Source organism: Shinella sedimenti, from assembly GCF_022601905.1.
Classification (GTDB): domain Bacteria; phylum Pseudomonadota; class Alphaproteobacteria; order Rhizobiales; family Rhizobiaceae; genus Shinella; species Shinella sedimenti.
Window position 1 is genome coordinate 1 of the sequence record NZ_JAKVIN010000001.1, and the last position, 16330, is coordinate 16330.

Annotated in this window: 15 protein-coding genes; 9 read left to right on the plus strand and 6 right to left on the minus strand. The window is 63.9% G+C overall.

Annotation, left to right across the window (positions count from 1 at the left end):
* On the minus strand, positions 1-360 hold a 360-nt coding region (locus MKI86_RS00005; RefSeq protein WP_241595492.1), incomplete at its 3' end, for a DUF4037 domain-containing protein.
* A gap of 498 nt (positions 361-858) precedes the next feature.
* On the opposite strand from MKI86_RS00005, the gene thrS reads away from it, so the two are divergent.
* Positions 859-2835, plus strand: a complete 1977-nt coding sequence (thrS, locus tag MKI86_RS00010; RefSeq protein WP_241595495.1) for a threonine--tRNA ligase — start codon at positions 859-861, stop codon at positions 2833-2835.
* Between the two features lie 74 nt (positions 2836-2909).
* On the plus strand, positions 2910-3746 hold the full coding sequence (locus MKI86_RS00015; RefSeq protein ID WP_241595498.1) for a lysophospholipid acyltransferase family protein: 837 nt from the start codon (positions 2910-2912) through the stop codon (positions 3744-3746).
* Here MKI86_RS00015 and MKI86_RS00020 read toward each other — a convergent pair whose 3' ends face one another.
* The gene (locus MKI86_RS00020) at positions 3747-4742 is read right to left on the minus strand and encodes an RgsD C-terminal domain-containing protein (protein WP_370879845.1); all 996 of its coding nucleotides are present in this window, start codon (positions 4740-4742) and stop codon (positions 3747-3749) included.
* 241 nt (positions 4743-4983) lie between these two features.
* Here MKI86_RS00020 and MKI86_RS00025 point away from each other — a divergent pair, with 241 nt between their 5' ends.
* Entirely contained in the window at positions 4984-5568 is a 585-nt protein-coding gene (locus MKI86_RS00025) for a nitroreductase family protein (protein WP_241595501.1), read from the plus strand.
* A 4-nt stretch (positions 5569-5572) separates the two neighbouring features.
* On the plus strand, positions 5573-6181 hold the full coding sequence (locus MKI86_RS00030) for a flavin reductase family protein (RefSeq protein WP_241597705.1): 609 nt from the start codon (positions 5573-5575) through the stop codon (positions 6179-6181).
* Between the two features lie 7 nt (positions 6182-6188).
* On the opposite strand, the gene MKI86_RS00035 is transcribed toward MKI86_RS00030, so the two are convergent.
* On the minus strand, positions 6189-6812 hold the full coding sequence (locus tag MKI86_RS00035; protein WP_241595504.1) for an aldolase/citrate lyase/malate synthase family protein: 624 nt from the start codon (positions 6810-6812) through the stop codon (positions 6189-6191).
* 127 nt (positions 6813-6939) lie between these two features.
* Here MKI86_RS00035 and MKI86_RS00040 point away from each other — a divergent pair, with 127 nt between their 5' ends.
* Positions 6940-8067: a DUF2336 domain-containing protein gene (locus MKI86_RS00040; RefSeq protein WP_241595507.1), complete on the plus strand. Its 1128-nt coding sequence runs from the start codon at positions 6940-6942 to the stop codon at positions 8065-8067.
* A gap of 48 nt (positions 8068-8115) precedes the next feature.
* Here MKI86_RS00040 and MKI86_RS00045 read toward each other — a convergent pair whose 3' ends face one another.
* Positions 8116-8544 carry a hypothetical protein gene (locus MKI86_RS00045; RefSeq protein ID WP_241595511.1) on the minus strand — a complete coding sequence of 143 codons (429 nt, stop codon included), beginning with the start codon at positions 8542-8544 and terminating at the stop codon, positions 8116-8118.
* A 69-nt stretch (positions 8545-8613) separates the two neighbouring features.
* On the minus strand, positions 8614-10671 hold the full coding sequence (gene parE, locus MKI86_RS00050; protein WP_241595514.1) for a DNA topoisomerase IV subunit B: 2058 nt from the start codon (positions 10669-10671) through the stop codon (positions 8614-8616).
* 208 nt (positions 10672-10879) lie between these two features.
* On the opposite strand from parE, the gene MKI86_RS00055 reads away from it, so the two are divergent.
* The 4 genes from MKI86_RS00055 to pyrG all read left to right on the plus strand — a co-directional run bounded on the left by MKI86_RS00055 (position 10880) and on the right by pyrG (position 15058).
* Positions 10880-11764 carry an alpha/beta hydrolase gene (locus MKI86_RS00055; protein WP_241595517.1) on the plus strand — a complete coding sequence of 295 codons (885 nt, stop codon included), beginning with the start codon at positions 10880-10882 and terminating at the stop codon, positions 11762-11764.
* Between the two features lie 96 nt (positions 11765-11860).
* Complete coding sequence (gene tpiA / locus MKI86_RS00060; protein ID WP_241595520.1) at positions 11861-12631, plus strand: triose-phosphate isomerase; 771 nt, start codon at positions 11861-11863, stop codon at positions 12629-12631.
* Positions 12632-12762: 131 nt separating this feature from the next.
* Positions 12763-13284, plus strand: a complete 522-nt coding sequence (secG, locus tag MKI86_RS00065) for a preprotein translocase subunit SecG (protein WP_241595523.1) — start codon at positions 12763-12765, stop codon at positions 13282-13284.
* 145 nt (positions 13285-13429) lie between these two features.
* The gene (gene pyrG, locus MKI86_RS00070) at positions 13430-15058 is read left to right on the plus strand and encodes a CTP synthase (protein WP_134652182.1); all 1629 of its coding nucleotides are present in this window, start codon (positions 13430-13432) and stop codon (positions 15056-15058) included.
* A gap of 44 nt (positions 15059-15102) precedes the next feature.
* Here pyrG and MKI86_RS00075 read toward each other — a convergent pair whose 3' ends face one another.
* On the minus strand, positions 15103-16326 hold the full coding sequence (locus tag MKI86_RS00075; protein ID WP_241595526.1) for an MFS transporter: 1224 nt from the start codon (positions 16324-16326) through the stop codon (positions 15103-15105).
* Positions 16327-16330: the final 4 nt, after the last annotated feature.

Genomic DNA, 16330 nt, shown 5'->3' on the forward strand with positions numbered 1-16330 from the left:
TTCTTCGGCAATACGACCCCACTGAGCCGCAAGTTTGTAAAGCCACACGTCGCGCGGAAAGTAGGCCATCCGATCTCGTAGCGCGGTGAGTTCGCCCAAGTCGTCTCGAAATACGCCCCCGGATGTCACCAGCAAGAAGAGTTGCTCGGGGTAAGATAGCCAGTCGCGCACGGTGAGGCCCGTGCCAAACTCGCGCCTCAAGAACTGCTTGCACCAAGCAGATAGCGTATAAAGCTCGACGCCGTGGTCTGAGCCCAACAAACCGAGTTCAGGATACGTCTTCGGCGGTCGAACATTCCGGGAAAAGCGAACAGACCAGCCTTCGAAGGTTGAGGGCAGGCCCTCGTCGAAACGGTGCATGAGAGCTTCGGCCGTTGAAGGAAAGCTATCTTCTGCCAGAAAGATTTGAACACATGGCCCGTAATCATGATCCGCTGACAGCTTCGTATCATAACCAAGAACCTCTGAACCCCACCCTATCCTGCATGCGCAGTACGGAAGATCGGGGAAATGCTCTCTGAGTACGGGCGCAACGAGGCTCTCGTAGAAGCGTCGTGACAGACCGATTCCAATTCCTTGGGCCATTGTGGCATTCTAAACAAAAACGCCTCGAAGGCGATACTGAGGTTCCGGCGAAAAATAGCAGCAGCCGCGACGGCCGCTTTTGGCGCAAAGCAGCCGTCGAGCGGACGGGGCACCATAATCAATGAATACTTTGGCTCGAAAGCGATCATAGGGTTCACCCCTTCCAATCCCCACAAAATCCCCGTATACCGCGCGACGCACGCGCCGGGGCATCCGGCCTCTTCCCTTCGCATACCACCCGCATTCGTTGGCGGGACTGGATAGGAGAATTTCATGTCTGCACCTGTTTCCCTGACATTTCCCGATGGCTCCGTTCGCGAATATCCCGCGGGCTCGACGGGGCGTGATGTGGCGGAGGCGATTTCCAAGTCGCTGGCCAAGAAGGCGATTGCCATTGCGCTCGACGGCGAGCTGCGCGATCTCTCCGATCCCGTTTCGAACGGGCGGATCGAGATCGTCACCCGCGAGGACGACCGCGCGCTGGAGCTGATCCGTCACGATGCCGCGCACGTCATGGCCGAGGCCGTGCAGGAGCTCTGGCCCGGCACGCAGGTGACCATCGGCCCGGTCATCGACAACGGCTTCTACTACGACTTCGCCAAGAACGAGCCCTTTACGCCCGACGATCTGCCCAAGATCGAAAAGCGCATGAAGGAGATCATCCAGCGCAACAAGCCTTTCACCAAGGAAATCTGGTCGCGCGAGAAGGCGCGTCAGGTGTTTGCCGACAAGGGCGAGGCCTACAAGGTCGAGCTGGTCGATGCGATCCCGGCGGGGCAGGACCTCAAGATCTATTACCAGGGCGACTGGTTCGATCTGTGCCGCGGCCCGCACATGGCCGCCACCGGCCAGATCGGCACGGCCTTCAAGCTGATGAAGGTCGCCGGCGCCTACTGGCGCGGTGACTCGAACAACCCGATGCTGACCCGCATCTACGGCACTGCCTGGCGCACGCAGGAGGAGCTCGACACCTATCTCAACATCCTCGCCGAAGCCGAAAAGCGCGACCACCGTCGTCTCGGCCGCGAAATGGACCTGTTCCATTTCCAGGAGGAAGGGCCGGGCGTCGTGTTCTGGCACGGCAAGGGCTGGCGCATGTTCCAGACGCTCGTCGCCTATATGCGCCGTCGTCTCGCCGGCACCTATGAAGAGGTGAACGCGCCGCAGGTGCTCGACAAGTCGCTGTGGGAAACCTCCGGCCACTGGGGCTGGTACCGTGACAACATGTTCAAGGTGACCGTCGCCGGCGACGAGACGGACGACGAGCGCGTTTTCGCGCTGAAGCCGATGAACTGCCCGGGCCATGTGCAGATCTTCAAGCATGGTCTGAAGTCTTACCGTGAACTGCCTGTGCGCCTTGCGGAATTCGGCAACGTGCATCGCTATGAGCCTTCGGGCGCGCTGCACGGGCTGATGCGCGTGCGCGGTTTCACGCAGGACGATGCGCATGTCTTCTGCACCGACGAGCAGATGGCGGCGGAATGCCTGCGCATCAACGACCTGATCCTGTCGGTCTACAAGGATTTCGGCTTCGACGAGGTCGTGGTGAAGCTTTCAACCCGTCCGGAAAAGCGCGTCGGTTCCGACGAACTGTGGGACCGGGCGGAAAGCGTCATGATGGATGTCTTGAAGCAGATCGAGGCGCAGTCCGGCGGACGCATCAAGACCGGCATCCTGCCGGGCGAGGGCGCGTTCTACGGGCCGAAGTTCGAATATACGCTGAAGGACGCCATCGGCCGCGAATGGCAGTGCGGCACCACGCAGGTCGATTTCAACCTGCCGGAACGTTTTGGCGCCTTCTATATCGACCAGAATTCCGACAAGAAGCAGCCCGTCATGATCCACCGCGCCATCTGCGGCTCAATGGAACGCTTCCTCGGCATCCTGATCGAGAACTTTGCCGGCCATATGCCGCTGTGGATCGCCCCGCAGCAGGTGGTGGTCGCGACCATCACCTCCGAGGCCGACGACTACGGCCGCGAGGTGGCCGAGGCGCTGCGCGAGGCGGGGCTGACGGTCGATACCGACTTCCGCAACGAGAAGATCAACTACAAGGTCCGCGAGCATTCCGTGACCAAGGTGCCTGTTATCGTCGTGTGCGGCAAGCGCGAGGCGGAAGAGCGCACGGTCAACATCCGCCGCCTCGGCTCGCAGAACCAGACATCGATGACGCTCGACGAGGCGATTGCCTCGCTCGCCGACGAGGCGATGCCGCCGGACCTCAAGCGCAAGCGCGACAGGCTCGCGTGAGCGCCCGGCCATCTGTCTGAAAACCTTCATGATCCCGTGCTAGTGGTGCGGGATCATTTTTTTGGGGAATGCCCGTGCGGTTCAGGCAGCTGTCCTATGCCAACGAGAACGATCCGCGGCTCAAGCGGTGGTTCATCCGCTCCATGGAGGGGCTCGCCGGGCGCGACCGCTATGCGCGGCTCTACGACATCTGGCGCACATCCATCGTAGGCACCAGCGCACGCGTCTTCGGCGACATGCTCGACCTCATCGACGTGCGGCTGGCCGTGCGCGGTGTCTGGCCGCCGGTCGACCTGCCGGAAGGGCCGCTGGTCATCGTCGCCAACCATCCCTTCGGCATCGGTGACGGCATCGCGGTGCTGGCGCTTGCCGAACAACTCGGCCGGCCCTTCCGCGTGATGATCCACAACGATCTGCTCAAGGTGCCGGAAATGCAGCCCTACGCGCTGCCGGTCTCCTTCGAGGAGTCCAAGGCGGCGCTGGCGCTCAACATGGCGACACGCACCGAGGCGGTGCGGCTGCTGAAGGCCGGCACCACGGTCGTGGTATTTCCGGCGGGCGGCGTAGCGACGGCGAAAAACGTGTTCGGCCGTGCGCAGGACCTGCCGTGGAAGATGTTTCCGGCCAAGCTGGTGCAGGCGGCAGAGGCCAATGTCATTCCGGTCTATTTCGAGGGGCAGAACGGGCCGCTCTTCCATCTCGCCAGCAAGGTATCGCTGACGCTGAGATTGTCGCTGCTGATCCGCGAATTCCGAAGGCTGTCCGGGTCGACGATCACGGCGCGCATCGGTGCGACCATTCCCTGGGCCGCGCTTGCGGCAGGCGATCGCAAGGGCATCATGGCGCGGCTGCACGATGCGGTCTTCGCCATGGCGCCGGCGCGCCGGTCGTTCCTGAGGCGGGCCGGCTGATCAGTCGACGACGTCCTGGGCGGCGGCCTTCTGGTCGTTGTCCTTCTCGTCGAGCAGCACCTCGACATCCGTGTTGACGCCGGCCTGCACGTTGAAATCGCGCTGGTAGATGTGGTTCTTGTTGCGGGCGACGGCGATATAGCTGCCTTCCGCCAGAACGAGCGTCGGGAAGGCGCCGACGCTTTCCGACACGGTGTCGCCCGACGAGGTGAGGATCGACCAGGCGGTATCCGCAATCGCCTCGCCGCCCGGCTCGGCGACGAGCTTGAGCGTCAGCTTGGCGGCGCGGTGCTGGATCGTGGCGCGCGTCAGCTTGCCGGCCTCCACCTGGATATCGGCGCGGATGACCGCGTTGACCGTGCCGTAATCGGAGACGACATGGTAGGTGCCGGCGTTGAGCCGCACGACGGAATTCGGCTTCACATCGGCGACGACGAGGTTGCGTTCGCCATCCTCGCGGACCTCCGAAGAATAGACGGAAAAGCTCAGTTCCTTCGGCGGTATGCGGACGTCCGAGCCGGAGACGGCATTCAGCATGATGCCGCCGGCATCGAGTACCATCACCTGCTTGTCGACCTTGCCCTGATCGGGAACGACAAGCTTCTTGGTGGCGCCGGCGCGGCCGAAGGCCACGTTGACGAAATACTCGCCCGGCACGAGCTGGAAGGCCGCCGTGCCGCCCTCGGAGGTCGCGAGCAGCGGCAGCTTGCCGTCGGCCGCCGGGATGGGCGAGAAGACGCGCCAGGTCAAACCGCTGCGCATCGGCTGGCCGTCCTTGGTCAGCAGCGCCTCGCAGGTGACGTCACGCAGATTGTCCGGCGTCGCTTCGCCCGTCACGATGGGGTTGAAGGAGGTGAGCTTTCCACCCTTCACGGCGGGCTTGGAAATCTGGGAAAAGCTCTCGACCGTGTCCTGCGCGTAAACCGGCGCGAGGGAAGAGGTAAAGCTCGCAAGGGCGAGACTTACGACAGCGACAGGATGGAGAGGCATGCGCATGGACTGGTTGACTTCCTGACTGTAAGGCTCCACTTGAGGAGCCGGCACAGGGACTGTTGTGAATGCTTGATGACGGGCTGCAAATGGCGATTTCCGCGCTTCCGGTGCGGGCGGACTTTCGTACGCTTCGCTCCGATGCTCGGCATCCCCAATTTCGCCGGACCCTGACGCATTTCCAAACAGTCCCGAATGGCATTTTCAAGGCCGCTTTCGCGCGCCAAGGTATTGGAACTCTCTCCCGATGAAAACCGAAATCAAGCTGATCGATTACCTTTCGACCCGCCGGTCCATTCCCGCCTTCCAGATGGGCGAGCCCGGCCCCTCCAAAGAGGAGGTCGAGGCGATGCTGACGCTTGCTTCGCGCGTGCCCGACCACGGCAAGCTCGCGCCGTGGCGTTTCATCGTCTACCGTGGTGCGGAGCGCAAGCGCATCAGCGAGGCGCTGGCGACGATCGCGATGGGCGACAAGCCCGATCTCTCGGAGGAGATGGTGAAGGTGGAGAAGACGCGGCTGACCCGCGCGCCCGTCGTGGTAGCCGTCGTCAGCCGTGCCGCGCCGCATTTCAAGATCCCGGAATGGGAGCAGGTCATGTCTGCCGGCGCGGTCTGCCTCAACCTCGTCATGGCGGCTAACGCACACGGTTATGCTTCCAACTGGCTGACCGAATGGTACGCCTTCGACGCGCGAGCCTATTCGATCCTCGGCATCAACGAAGGTGAAAAGGTCGCCGGTTTCATCCATATCGGCACGGCGACCGTGCCGCCGACGGAGCGGCCGCGTCCCGAGCTTTCGGATATCGTGACATGGGTCGGCGATGACGCCTGACGCGCTGTTCTACGAGGCGGCGAAAAACGCGCACGGGCTGCGGCACGATCCCTTCAAGGCGATCGTCGCGCCGCGCCCGATCGGCTGGATCGGCACTAGGGCGGCTGACGGGCGGCTGAACCTTTCGCCCTATTCGTTCTTCAATGCGGTGGCCGACCGGCCGAAGCTCGTGATGTTCTCCTCCAGCGGCCACAAGGACAGCGTAACGAATATCGAAGAGACGGGCGTCTTCACCTGCTCGCTCGCCAGCCATCATCTGGCGAAGGAGATGAATGCAAGCTCGATCGCCGTGCCGCGCGGGGTCAACGAATTCGAGATCGCGGGGCTGACGCCGGTCAGCGCGCGGCTCGTCGATGCCCCCTATGTGGGTGAGGCCTATGCGGCACTCGAATGCCGCATGACGCAGATCCTGCGGCCGCTCGATCTCGACGGGCGCGAGACGGACAACTGGGTCGTGTTCGGCCAGGTGTTGGGTATCCATATCAGCGCGGAAATCCTGCGCGACGGCATGGTCGACATGGCCGTGGCGCGGCCGCTCGGGCGCATGGGCTATATGGATTACACCGATGGCGGCACGGGCGTTTTCGCCATGGTTCGCCCCAAGGCGGACTGATGGCGCGTCAGCCGCGGTGATAGGTCGCTTCGATAATGGCGGCCTGGGCTGCGTTGTGTGCGACCCGGCCGTAGAAGCCCTCGTCTTGCGAGATTTCACAGTTCCGCTGAAGGGTGCCGCCTTCGAGATCGATTGCGCAGTCATATGCGGGGACGCCGGCGGCCGCTGCGGTGAGCAGTACGGCCCCGCGCGCCGCTGCGAAGGCGACTGTACACTCGCCGTTTTCAGTGTGCGGCGTTGCCGTTGGGAGTGCGTTTTCCAGCGCGAAACGATCCCAGACCAGCGCGGCCAGCCGTGCGGACTTTCCGGAGAGGCTGTCAGGGGCTATCGGGGCAGGCAGGATTCCGTTCGTCAGGGCGAGGATGAGCGTTGTGCCATCCGCATGCTCCAGTTGCGCTTCTGCCACCGAAAGCAGGGTAGCGACGCGCTGGATGTCAGCCCCATTCCGGCAGCCGGCAAGACCGATCACCGGCGTGCCGGCGGCAAGGATCGTGCGCAGGTCTTCCACGGTCGATTCGCTATCCACGATGGGAAAGGTGTGCCCGGTCTCTATTGGGCCGGGGTCACGGCTGGCCGTTGCCGCGCGCGCGGCGAGGGGCATGAAGAAGAGGGCGCGGGGCAGCGTTTTCATGCCTCTTCTTAAGGGGCGGGACCTCTGTCTGGCAATGACCGGGGCGTTAACGGATATGGTGAACCAATCTTAAACACTTTGCCGATAGGGTCATTTTACTAGAAGTCGCAGGCGTTTGGGGCGTCCATTGATCGTTCATGCATTCCTCCGTTGGATCGAGACCGCGCGGGCAGCCGACAGGGCCAAGGCTGCCAGCGTTCTGGCGCGGGCCTATGCGAAGGCGCGCATTGCACCCGGTGACCGGCGCGCCGCCGAGATGGCGATGATCTTCCTGCTCGACGATCCCGCGCCCAAGGTGCGGCTGGCGTTGGCCGAGGCACTTGCGTCCTGCGCCGACGCGCCGCGTGCCGTGATCCTGCCGCTTGCCGAGGACCAGCCCGAGATCGCGGCCCATATCATTCTGTGTTCGTGCCTGCTGACGGATGCCGATCTGGTCGATCTTGTCGCCAAGGGCAGCGACGTGACGCGCATGCTGATCGCCAATCGCAGCCATGTCTCGCGGGCGGTCTCCGCCGCCCTTGCCGAGGTGGGGGGCGTCGAGGACGTGCTGGCGCTTCTGGAAAACGAAGGCGCCATGCTATCGCGTCGCAGCCTGACGCGCATTGCCGAGCGGCTGGGTCATGACGCGGATATCCGCGCGCTGCTGCTCGACCGCGATGACCTGCCGAGCGATGCCCGCCATGCGCTTGTCGAGAAGGTCGGCACGGCGCTTGCAGGCTTCGGCCTCATCCAGGCGGCGGTGGGAACGGGTCGGGTCGAGCGTATCACGCGTGAAGCCTGCGATGTCGCAACGATCGGCATGGTGGCGGAGGTTGCTGCCGCGGAAATGCCGGCGCTGGTCGAGCATCTTCGCGTCACGGGCCGGCTGACGCCGGTTTTCCTGATGCATGCGCTGTGCACCGGCCGTGCGGAATTCTTCGTTGCCGCCATTGCCAACCTCTCCGGCCAGGAGGAACGACGGGTTCGCTCCCTCCTGTCCAATGGCCGCGAGGCGGCCGTGCGGGCGCTCTATGAAACCACCGGGCTCGGCGCCGATGTCAGCGCGCTCTTTGCCGAGGCGACAATGCTCTGGCGGCGCGAGGCCAAGGGCGGGGGCGGGCTGCATTCCGTTTCAGAGATGCTTTTGGTGCGCAGCCGCGCCATGGGCAATGCCGCCTGCCAGGCGATGCTCGAACTGGTCGAGCGCCTTGCCATTGCCGAACAGCGCCAGACGGCGCGCAGCTATGCGCTGATCGCCACGCGAGAGGCTGCCTGACGACAGGATTCGTCCGATCCAGCCGTCAGCACATCGTTTTTTAGGCAATCAGTCGGCGAAGCGTTTGGCGACCCAGGAATAGCCGTCCTCGGCATAGCGTATCGGCGTGGTGACGGCAGCCTTCAGGGACTGGCGATCGGGAATGGCCTTCTTCAGGAAATTCAGCGTGCGTGCCGCAAGGCCCTGACGGGCCTCGACCGTTTCTGCCGGCAATGGCAGCGGGGTCTGGACGGTCGTGTCGGCGGGCGCGGGATCGGGTGTCGGCGTGACTTCCGCCGTCATGCGGTCGCTGGCGGTTTCACACACTGCCACGATGACAGGATAGTTCTTGTCCTGATGTCGGTTGATGTAGGTTTCCGCCTGCGCATCGCAGAGCGCCACGCTCTGCCAGGAACGGTCGACCGTATCGATATAGTGGCACTGGGTCGCGCTGTCGTCGCAGCCCATGAGCGTCATGACGATGAGCGCAGCTTTCATGGCCGTTTCTCCGGGATCGATGCTGCCGGTTAGAGGCCGGCAATGGCGCGAAAGTAAGGCATTTCCGCCTCAGATATCGAGGTTGTCGGCAAAGACCGCACGCTCCTGGATGAAGCGGAAACGTGCCTCGGGCTTCGTGCCCATCAGGTCGTCCACGGCCGTGCGGGTGCCTTCGAAATCGACGTCATCGATTGCGACCTTGAGAAGCGTGCGCTTCTTCGGATCCATCGTCGTTTCCTTGAGCTGGGCCGGCAGCATTTCACCCAGACCCTTGAAGCGTCCGATCTCGACCTTGCCGCGTCCGTTGAACTCGGTGCGCATCAGCTCCTCGCGGTGCGCATCGTCGCGGGCATAGAGCGTCTTGCCGCCTTGTGTGAGGCGGTAGAGCGGCGGGACGGCGAGATAGAGGTGCCCGCCACGGATCAGATCCGGCATCTCCTGATAGAAGAAGGTGATGAGCAGCGAGGCGATGTGGGCGCCGTCGACATCGGCATCGGTCATGACGATGACGCGGTCGTAACGCAGGTCCTCGTCGCGGTATTTCGAGCGCGTGCCGCAGCCGAGCGCCTGAACCAGATCGGAAATCTGCTGGTTGGCACCGAGCTTTTCGCGGCCGGCGCTGGCGACGTTGAGGATTTTTCCGCGCAACGGCAGGATGGCCTGGTTGGCGCGGTTGCGCGCCTGCTTGGCGGAGCCGCCGGCCGAATCGCCCTCGACGATGAAGAGTTCCGCACCCTCGGCGGAGCTCTGCGAGCAGTCGGCGAGCTTGCCGGGCAGGCGCAGCTTGCGCACGGCGGTCTTGCGCGAGACTTCCTTTTCCTTGCGGCGGCGCATGCGCTCTTCGGCGCGCTCGATCACCCATTCGAGCAGCTTGGCGGCTTCGGCGGGATTATCGGCAAGATAGTGGTCGAACGGGTCGCGCAGCGCGTTCTCGACAATGCGCTGGGCCTCGACGGTCGCCAGCTTGTCCTTGGTCTGGCCGACGAATTCCGGCTCACGGATGAAGACGGAGAGCATGCCGACCGCCGAAATCATCACATCGTCTGTGGTGACGTCCTTGGCGCGCTTGTTCTGGGTCAGCTCGGCGTAGTTCTTGAGGCCCTTGGTGAGCGCGATGCGCAGGCCCGCCTCGTGCGTGCCGCCATCGGCCGTCGGGATGGTGTTGCAATAGGAGTGGATGAGCGAATCGCCACCGTACCAGGTGACGGCCCATTCCAGCGAGCCGTGGCCGCCCGACTTCTCGCTCTTGCCGGCGAAGATTTCGCGCGTGACGGTGTAGTCCTTGCCGAGCGTGGCCTGCAGATAATCCTTCAGGCCGCCGGGGAAGTGGAAGACCGCCTTTTCGGGCGTCTCGGATCCCTCGGGCAGGAGCGCGGGATCGCAGCTCCAGCGGATTTCGACGCCGCCGAAAAGATAGGCCTTGGAACGCGCCATGCGGAAGACACGGCCGGGATCGAAGCGGGCATGCGCGCCGAAAATCTCCGGATCCGGGTGGAAGCGAACCTTCGTGCCACGGCGGTTGTGCACGTCGCCGAGCTCTTCCAGCCCGCCGACCGGCTTGCCGCGCGAAAAGCGCTGGCGGTAGAGCTTCTTGTTGCGGGCGACCTCGACCTCGAGCTGATCCGACAGCGCGTTCACGACGGACACGCCGACGCCGTGCAGGCCGCCGGATGTCTCGTAGGCCTTGCCGTCGAACTTGCCGCCGGCATGCAGCACGGTGAGGATGACCTCGAGCGTCGACTTGCCCGGCATCTGCGGATGGTTCTCGACCGGGATGCCGCGGCCGTTGTCGGTGACGGTCAGGAAGCCCTCGGCATCGAGATGGACCTCGATGAAATTGGCGTGGCCGGCGACGGCCTCGTCCATCGAGTTGTCGATGACTTCGGCGAAGAGGTGGTGCAGCGCCTTCTCGTCCGTGCCGCCGATATACATGCCGGGACGCATGCGCACCGGCTCCAGCCCTTCCAGCACGCGGATCGCCGAGGCGTCGTAATCGCCGCCGACAGCCGGCGGGGCCGGCACTGGTACCGCGACGGCGCGCGGCATGGGCTTTTCCTCCCGCGCCACGGGTTCCGGGGCGGGCTGGGATGGCAGGCTGGCGAAAAGGTCGTTGCTGTCGTCTTGCATGGGCCGTTCAGAGTTTGTTCCGTCTGCCGCTTTCAGCCGTCGATCCCTGCGGAGCGAGGCGTGGCGGAATGAGGTGGGCGGCGAATCACTTGCGACTCTGCCAGATTCTGCGGGTTTTCGCGAACTCGGGCTGCACCGTCCGCGCCACGAGGATTGCTTTGCATCCGGGCGAATGGCAAGTATCGCCACCCCAAGGGAGTGCGTGTTCATGGCTCAGTCCACAGTTGATTGCCTTCGCCGGTTCGTTCTGGCCGCCGTTTTCACCGGGCTGGCCGCCCATCAGGCCTCGGCACTCACGCTCAAGCCTTGGAAGGACGAGCTGTTCGGCTACGGCACTGTGGTGGAAACGGCCGACGACGGGGCGCTGCGCGTCGTCGATTATCAGGAAATGCGCGACATCAACGGGCGCGACCAGGTGCCGGAGCGGCGTGTAAAATCCGCCTATGTCTCGACGGCGGTGAAGAAGGCGACGCAGGCGGTGACGGTCGATACGCCGGCCGGCAAGCTCGATGTCGCCATGACCGGCAAGGGCGAGGGGGCGGCCTTCACCGTGATCTTCATCCACGGGCGTGGCGGCGACCGGCGGCTCGGCAACAACGACTGGACCTTCGGCGGAAACTTCAACCGCCTGAAGAACCTCGCGGTGCAGAACGGTGGCGTCTATTACGCGCCGAGCGTGCCGTCGTTCGACGATGCCGGAGCGGCGCGCATTTCCGGCCTCATCCTGCGGGCCAAGGCGCTCTCGCCCGATGCGCCCGTCATTCTCGCCTGCGCCTCCATGGGCAGTTTCATCTGCGCGCGCGTGGTGCGCGACGCCACGGCGGTGAAAAGCCTGTTCGGCATGGTGCTGATGGGCGGGGCGGCGGATGGCGACTACGCCAAGACGCCGGGGTTCAAGGCCAAGCTGCCGGTCTATTTCACCCATGGCGACAGCGACAAGGTCTATGCGGCCAACGACCAGATCGCGGTGTTCCGCAAGCTGCGCAAGGCGGGCATTCCGACACGCTTCGTGCTGTTCCAGACCGGCGGCCACGGCACGCCGGTGCGCATGACCGACTGGCGCGAAACGCTGAATTTCCTGCTGGCACGCTGAAGCGGGATAGGGGCGAAGCTCTCGCCATGCCTTTCCTTGGCCACGCCGATTTGCTACGCCCCATGCGACCCGAGAATTCAAGGACAGGGAGGCCTCATGACACCGGATGTAACACCGCTCGTCGCCGGGAACTGGAAGATGAACGGCACGCGCGCATCGCTCGACCAGATCAAGGCGATGGCCGAAGGCGTGAAGGGGCCGCTTTCCGAGAAGGTGGAGACGCTGATCTGCCCGCCGGCGACTCTGCTCTATGTGGCGACGGCGCTTTGCGACGACAGCCCCCTGCTGATCGGCGCGCAGGATTGCCATGAAAAGGCATCCGGCGCGCATACCGGCGATATTTCCGCCGAAATGATCGCCGACTGCTTCGGCACCCATGTGATCGTCGGTCATTCCGAGCGCCGCACCGATCACAAGGAAAGCGATGCGCTGGTGCGCGCCAAGGCGGAAATCGCCCATGCCAACGACCTCGTCGCCATCATCTGCCTTGGCGAGACGGGCGACGAGCGCAAGGCGGGCAAGACGCTGGACGTGCTGAAAAGCCAGCTGGCAGCCTCGGTGCCGGACGGGGCGACGGCCGAAAACACAGTGATCGCCTACGAGCCGATTTGGGCGATCGGCACGGGACTGACGCCGACGGCACAGGACGTGGAAGAAGCGCATGCCTTCATGCGTGCGGAACTTTTGACACGCTTTGGCGGCGAAGGCGCCAAGATGCGTATTCTCTATGGCGGTTCTGTCAAGCCGGGCAATGCTGGGGAATTGATGGGCGTCGCCAATGTCGACGGCGCGCTGATCGGCGGGGCGAGCTTGAAATCGGACGATTTCCTTGCCATCTACCGGGCCTATGAAGCGCTGACGGCATAAGCCCTTTTGCAGCCTCTTTCGTCTGCCTGCAAAAGGGCAGGCGGATTGACCGCTGGGGCTTGGAATGGCGCACGGCTTGGTATATTGAGCCGCAAACCTGAAATTTGGCCGCTTGGCCGGGATAGCTAAACATGCAGACCATCTTGCTCGTCATTTATCTCATGGTCGTCGTCGCGCTGATCGGCGTCGTGCTGATCCAGCGCTCGGAAGGCGGCGGCCTCGGCATTGGCGGCGGCTCCGGCTTCATGTCGGCGCGCGGCACGGCCAATGCCCTGACGCGCACGACGGCGATCCTCGCGACGCTGTTCTTCGTTCTGGCGCTCGGCATGGGAATCTACTCCCGTTACGAGACGCGCCCGACCGACATTCTCGACCGTATTCCCGGCACGACGGGCACCGGCGGCGTTCTCGACGCGCTCGGCGGCGGCCAGAGCCAGCAGGACGGCGGCGCCCAGCAGAACCAGGGCACTCAGAACCAGGGCACTCAGGGCCAGGGCACGGGCAACACCACCAACCAGACGCCCGCGACGACCGGCACCGACGCCGTTCCGACCGAAGGCGGCAACGCCACCACCGGCGCGGGCGAAACGCCCGCCACGACGGGTGGCGCAGCGGAGACCGGCGGCAACACCGGCGTCCCGAGCGGCCAGTAAGCCGAAGCAAGCAAAAACAATCCGGCCGGTTGGCAAAACCAACCGGCCTTCTTCTGTGTAAAACGCCGATTGCGACTTCCGAAATCACACCCAAGGTGATTTTTCGGTGGCGGAATCGATTTTGAAAAGGTATCCGGTGACTCCCATGGCGCGATATGTATTCATCACAGGCGGCGTGGTTTCTTCCCTCGGAAAAGGCATCGCTGCAGCAGCACTGGGAGCTCTCCTTCAGGCCCGCGGTTACCGCGTTCGCCTTCGGAAGCTTGACCCCTATCTCAACGTTGACCCGGGCACCATGAGCCCGACGCAGCACGGCGAGGTGTTCGTCACCGACGACGGTGCGGAAACCGACCTCGACCTCGGCCACTACGAGCGCTTCACCGGCCGCTCGGCCACCAAGACCGACAACATCACCACCGGTCGCATCTACAAGAACATCATCGACAAGGAACGCCGCGGCGACTATCTCGGCGCGACCGTGCAGGTGATTCCGCACGTCACCAACGAGATCAAGAACTTCGTCACCGAAGGCAATGACGATTACGACTTCGTGCTTTGCGAGATCGGCGGCACGGTGGGCGATATCGAGGCGATGCCCTTCATGGAGGCGATCCGCCAGCTCGGCAACGACCTGCCGCGCGGCACGGCCGTTTATGTTCACCTGACGCTGATGCCCTATATCCCGGCCGCCGGCGAGCTGAAGACCAAGCCGACACAGCATTCCGTCAAGGAATTGCAGGCCATGGGCATCCATCCCGATATCCTGCTGGTGCGTGCCGACCGCGAAATTCCGGAAGCCGAGCGTCGCAAGCTCTCGCTGTTCTGCAATGTGCGTCCGACCGCCGTCATCCAGGCGCTCGACGTGGCCTCGATCTACGACGTGCCGCTTGCCTATCACAAGGAAGGCCTCGACGACGAGGTTCTGGCCGCCTTCGGCATCGAGCCGGCACCGAAGCCGCGCCTGGAAGCCTGGCAGACCGTTTCCGACCGCATCAGCACGCCGGAAGGCGAAGTGACGATCGCCATCGTCGGCAAGTATACCGGCCTGAAGGACGCCTATAAATCGCTCATCGAGGCGCTTTATCACGGCGGCATCGCCAACCACATCAAGGTCAAGCTCGAATGGATCGAGTCGGAGGTCTTCGAGAAGGAAGATCCGGCGCCGTATCTGGAGAAGGTGCACGGCATTCTCGTGCCCGGCGGCTTTGGCGAGCGCGGCTCGGAAGGCAAGATCAACGCGGCGCGCTTCGCCCGCGAGCGCAAGGTGCCGTATTTCGGCATCTGCTTCGGCATGCAGATGGCCGTCGTGGAAGCCGCGCGCAACCTCGCTGGCATCGAGAAGGCCTCCTCGACCGAATTCGGCAAGACGGCAGAGCCGGTCGTCGGCCTGATGACGGAATGGGTGAAGGGCAACGAGCTTGAGAAGCGTTCGGCGTCGGGCGATCTCGGCGGCACGATGCGGCTTGGCGCCTATCGCGCATCGCTGAAGGGCGGCACGAAGATTGCCGATATCTACGGCTCGACGGATATTTCCGAGCGTCACCGTCACCGCTACGAGGTGAATGTCGACTACAAGGACAAGCTGGAGAGCTGCGGCCTCGTGTTCTCTGGCATGTCGCCGGACGGGGTGCTACCGGAAACGGTGGAATATCCCGATCATCCGTGGTTCATCGGCGTTCAGTACCACCCGGAATTGAAGAGCCGCCCGCTCGATCCGCATCCGCTGTTTGCCAGCTTCATCGAAGCGGCCCTGGAACAGAGCCGCCTCGTTTGAGGTAGGATTTCAAAAAAAGCCCGGCATTTCTGCCGGGCTTTTTGTTATTCTGCTGCTTGCGGCAGCGGGCAGGCACCATCATTACAATCCCCTCCGGCGAGCGTGCGCTGGCCGAGTGCGACCGTCAGCACGGCACCGACGCAGGCGGCGATGGACACCCAGAAGCCGTTTTGCGGGCCGAACGTATCGACAGCCCAGCCGGCCACGAAGGCACCCAGCGCCATGCCGATGCCGATACCCGTTGTGACCCATGTGACACCTTCCGTCAGCATGGCCGCCGGCACGCGGCGCTCGACCAGCCCGAAGGCGGTTATGAAGGTCGGCGAAATCGCGATGCCGCTTATGAACAACGCGATTGCCAGCACCGGCACCGTACCGGCAAAGGGCAGCGGCAGGGCGGTGAGGCCGAGCACTGTCACGGCAATCATCATCTGCTTTTGCAGCGGCATGGACGGGTTGATCGCGCCGAGCAGGAGGCCGACGATGAAGGAACCGACGCCATAGACGCCGATGACGAGGCTTGCGGCGTTGGGCTGCCCGAGATCCTTGGTGATCGCCACCGCACTGACCTCGGCCGTGGCGAAGGTGGCGCCGACAAAGACGAGCGCGAGCGTGATGATCTGTACCGCCGGCAGGCGGATCGCCGACGTCTGCGGGCTGCCGCCACTTGCCGTGCGGATCGCAGGCTCCGTCGCGCGTTGCAGGACGAAGGCGAGGGTGCCGAGCGCGAGGCACACGGTGCTGACCAGCATGCCGGCTTCCGGAAAGAGCGCAACGGCGAGACCGACCGACAGCGAGGCGCCGGCGATATAGACCAGTTCATCGGCCGCCGATTCGAAGGCGAAAGCGGTGTTCATCTCCGGCCGGTCGCGGAAAAGCCCGGTCCAGCGCGCGCGCAGCATGGCCGGCATGCTGGGCATGGTTGCAGCGAAAAATGCGGAGGCGAAGAGCGTCCAGACCGGCCAGCCCTGGTTGGTGGCTGCAATCAGCGTCAGGAAGGCGAGCACGGAGATGGCCGTTGCGGGCGTGAGTACCGCAGACTGTCCGTAGCGATCGACAAGCCGGGAGACTTGCGGGGCGATCAGCGCATTGGTGAGCGCGAAGGTGGCCGACACGGCGCCGGCAAGCCAATATTCGCCATGCGCCTGCGACAGCATGGCGACGATGCCGATCGGCGCCATGGCGATGGGAAGACGCGCGAAAAAGCCTGCGGCGGAAAAACCTTTGGTGCCGGGCACGCTGAAAATTTCTTTGTAGGGGTTGGCCATGGCC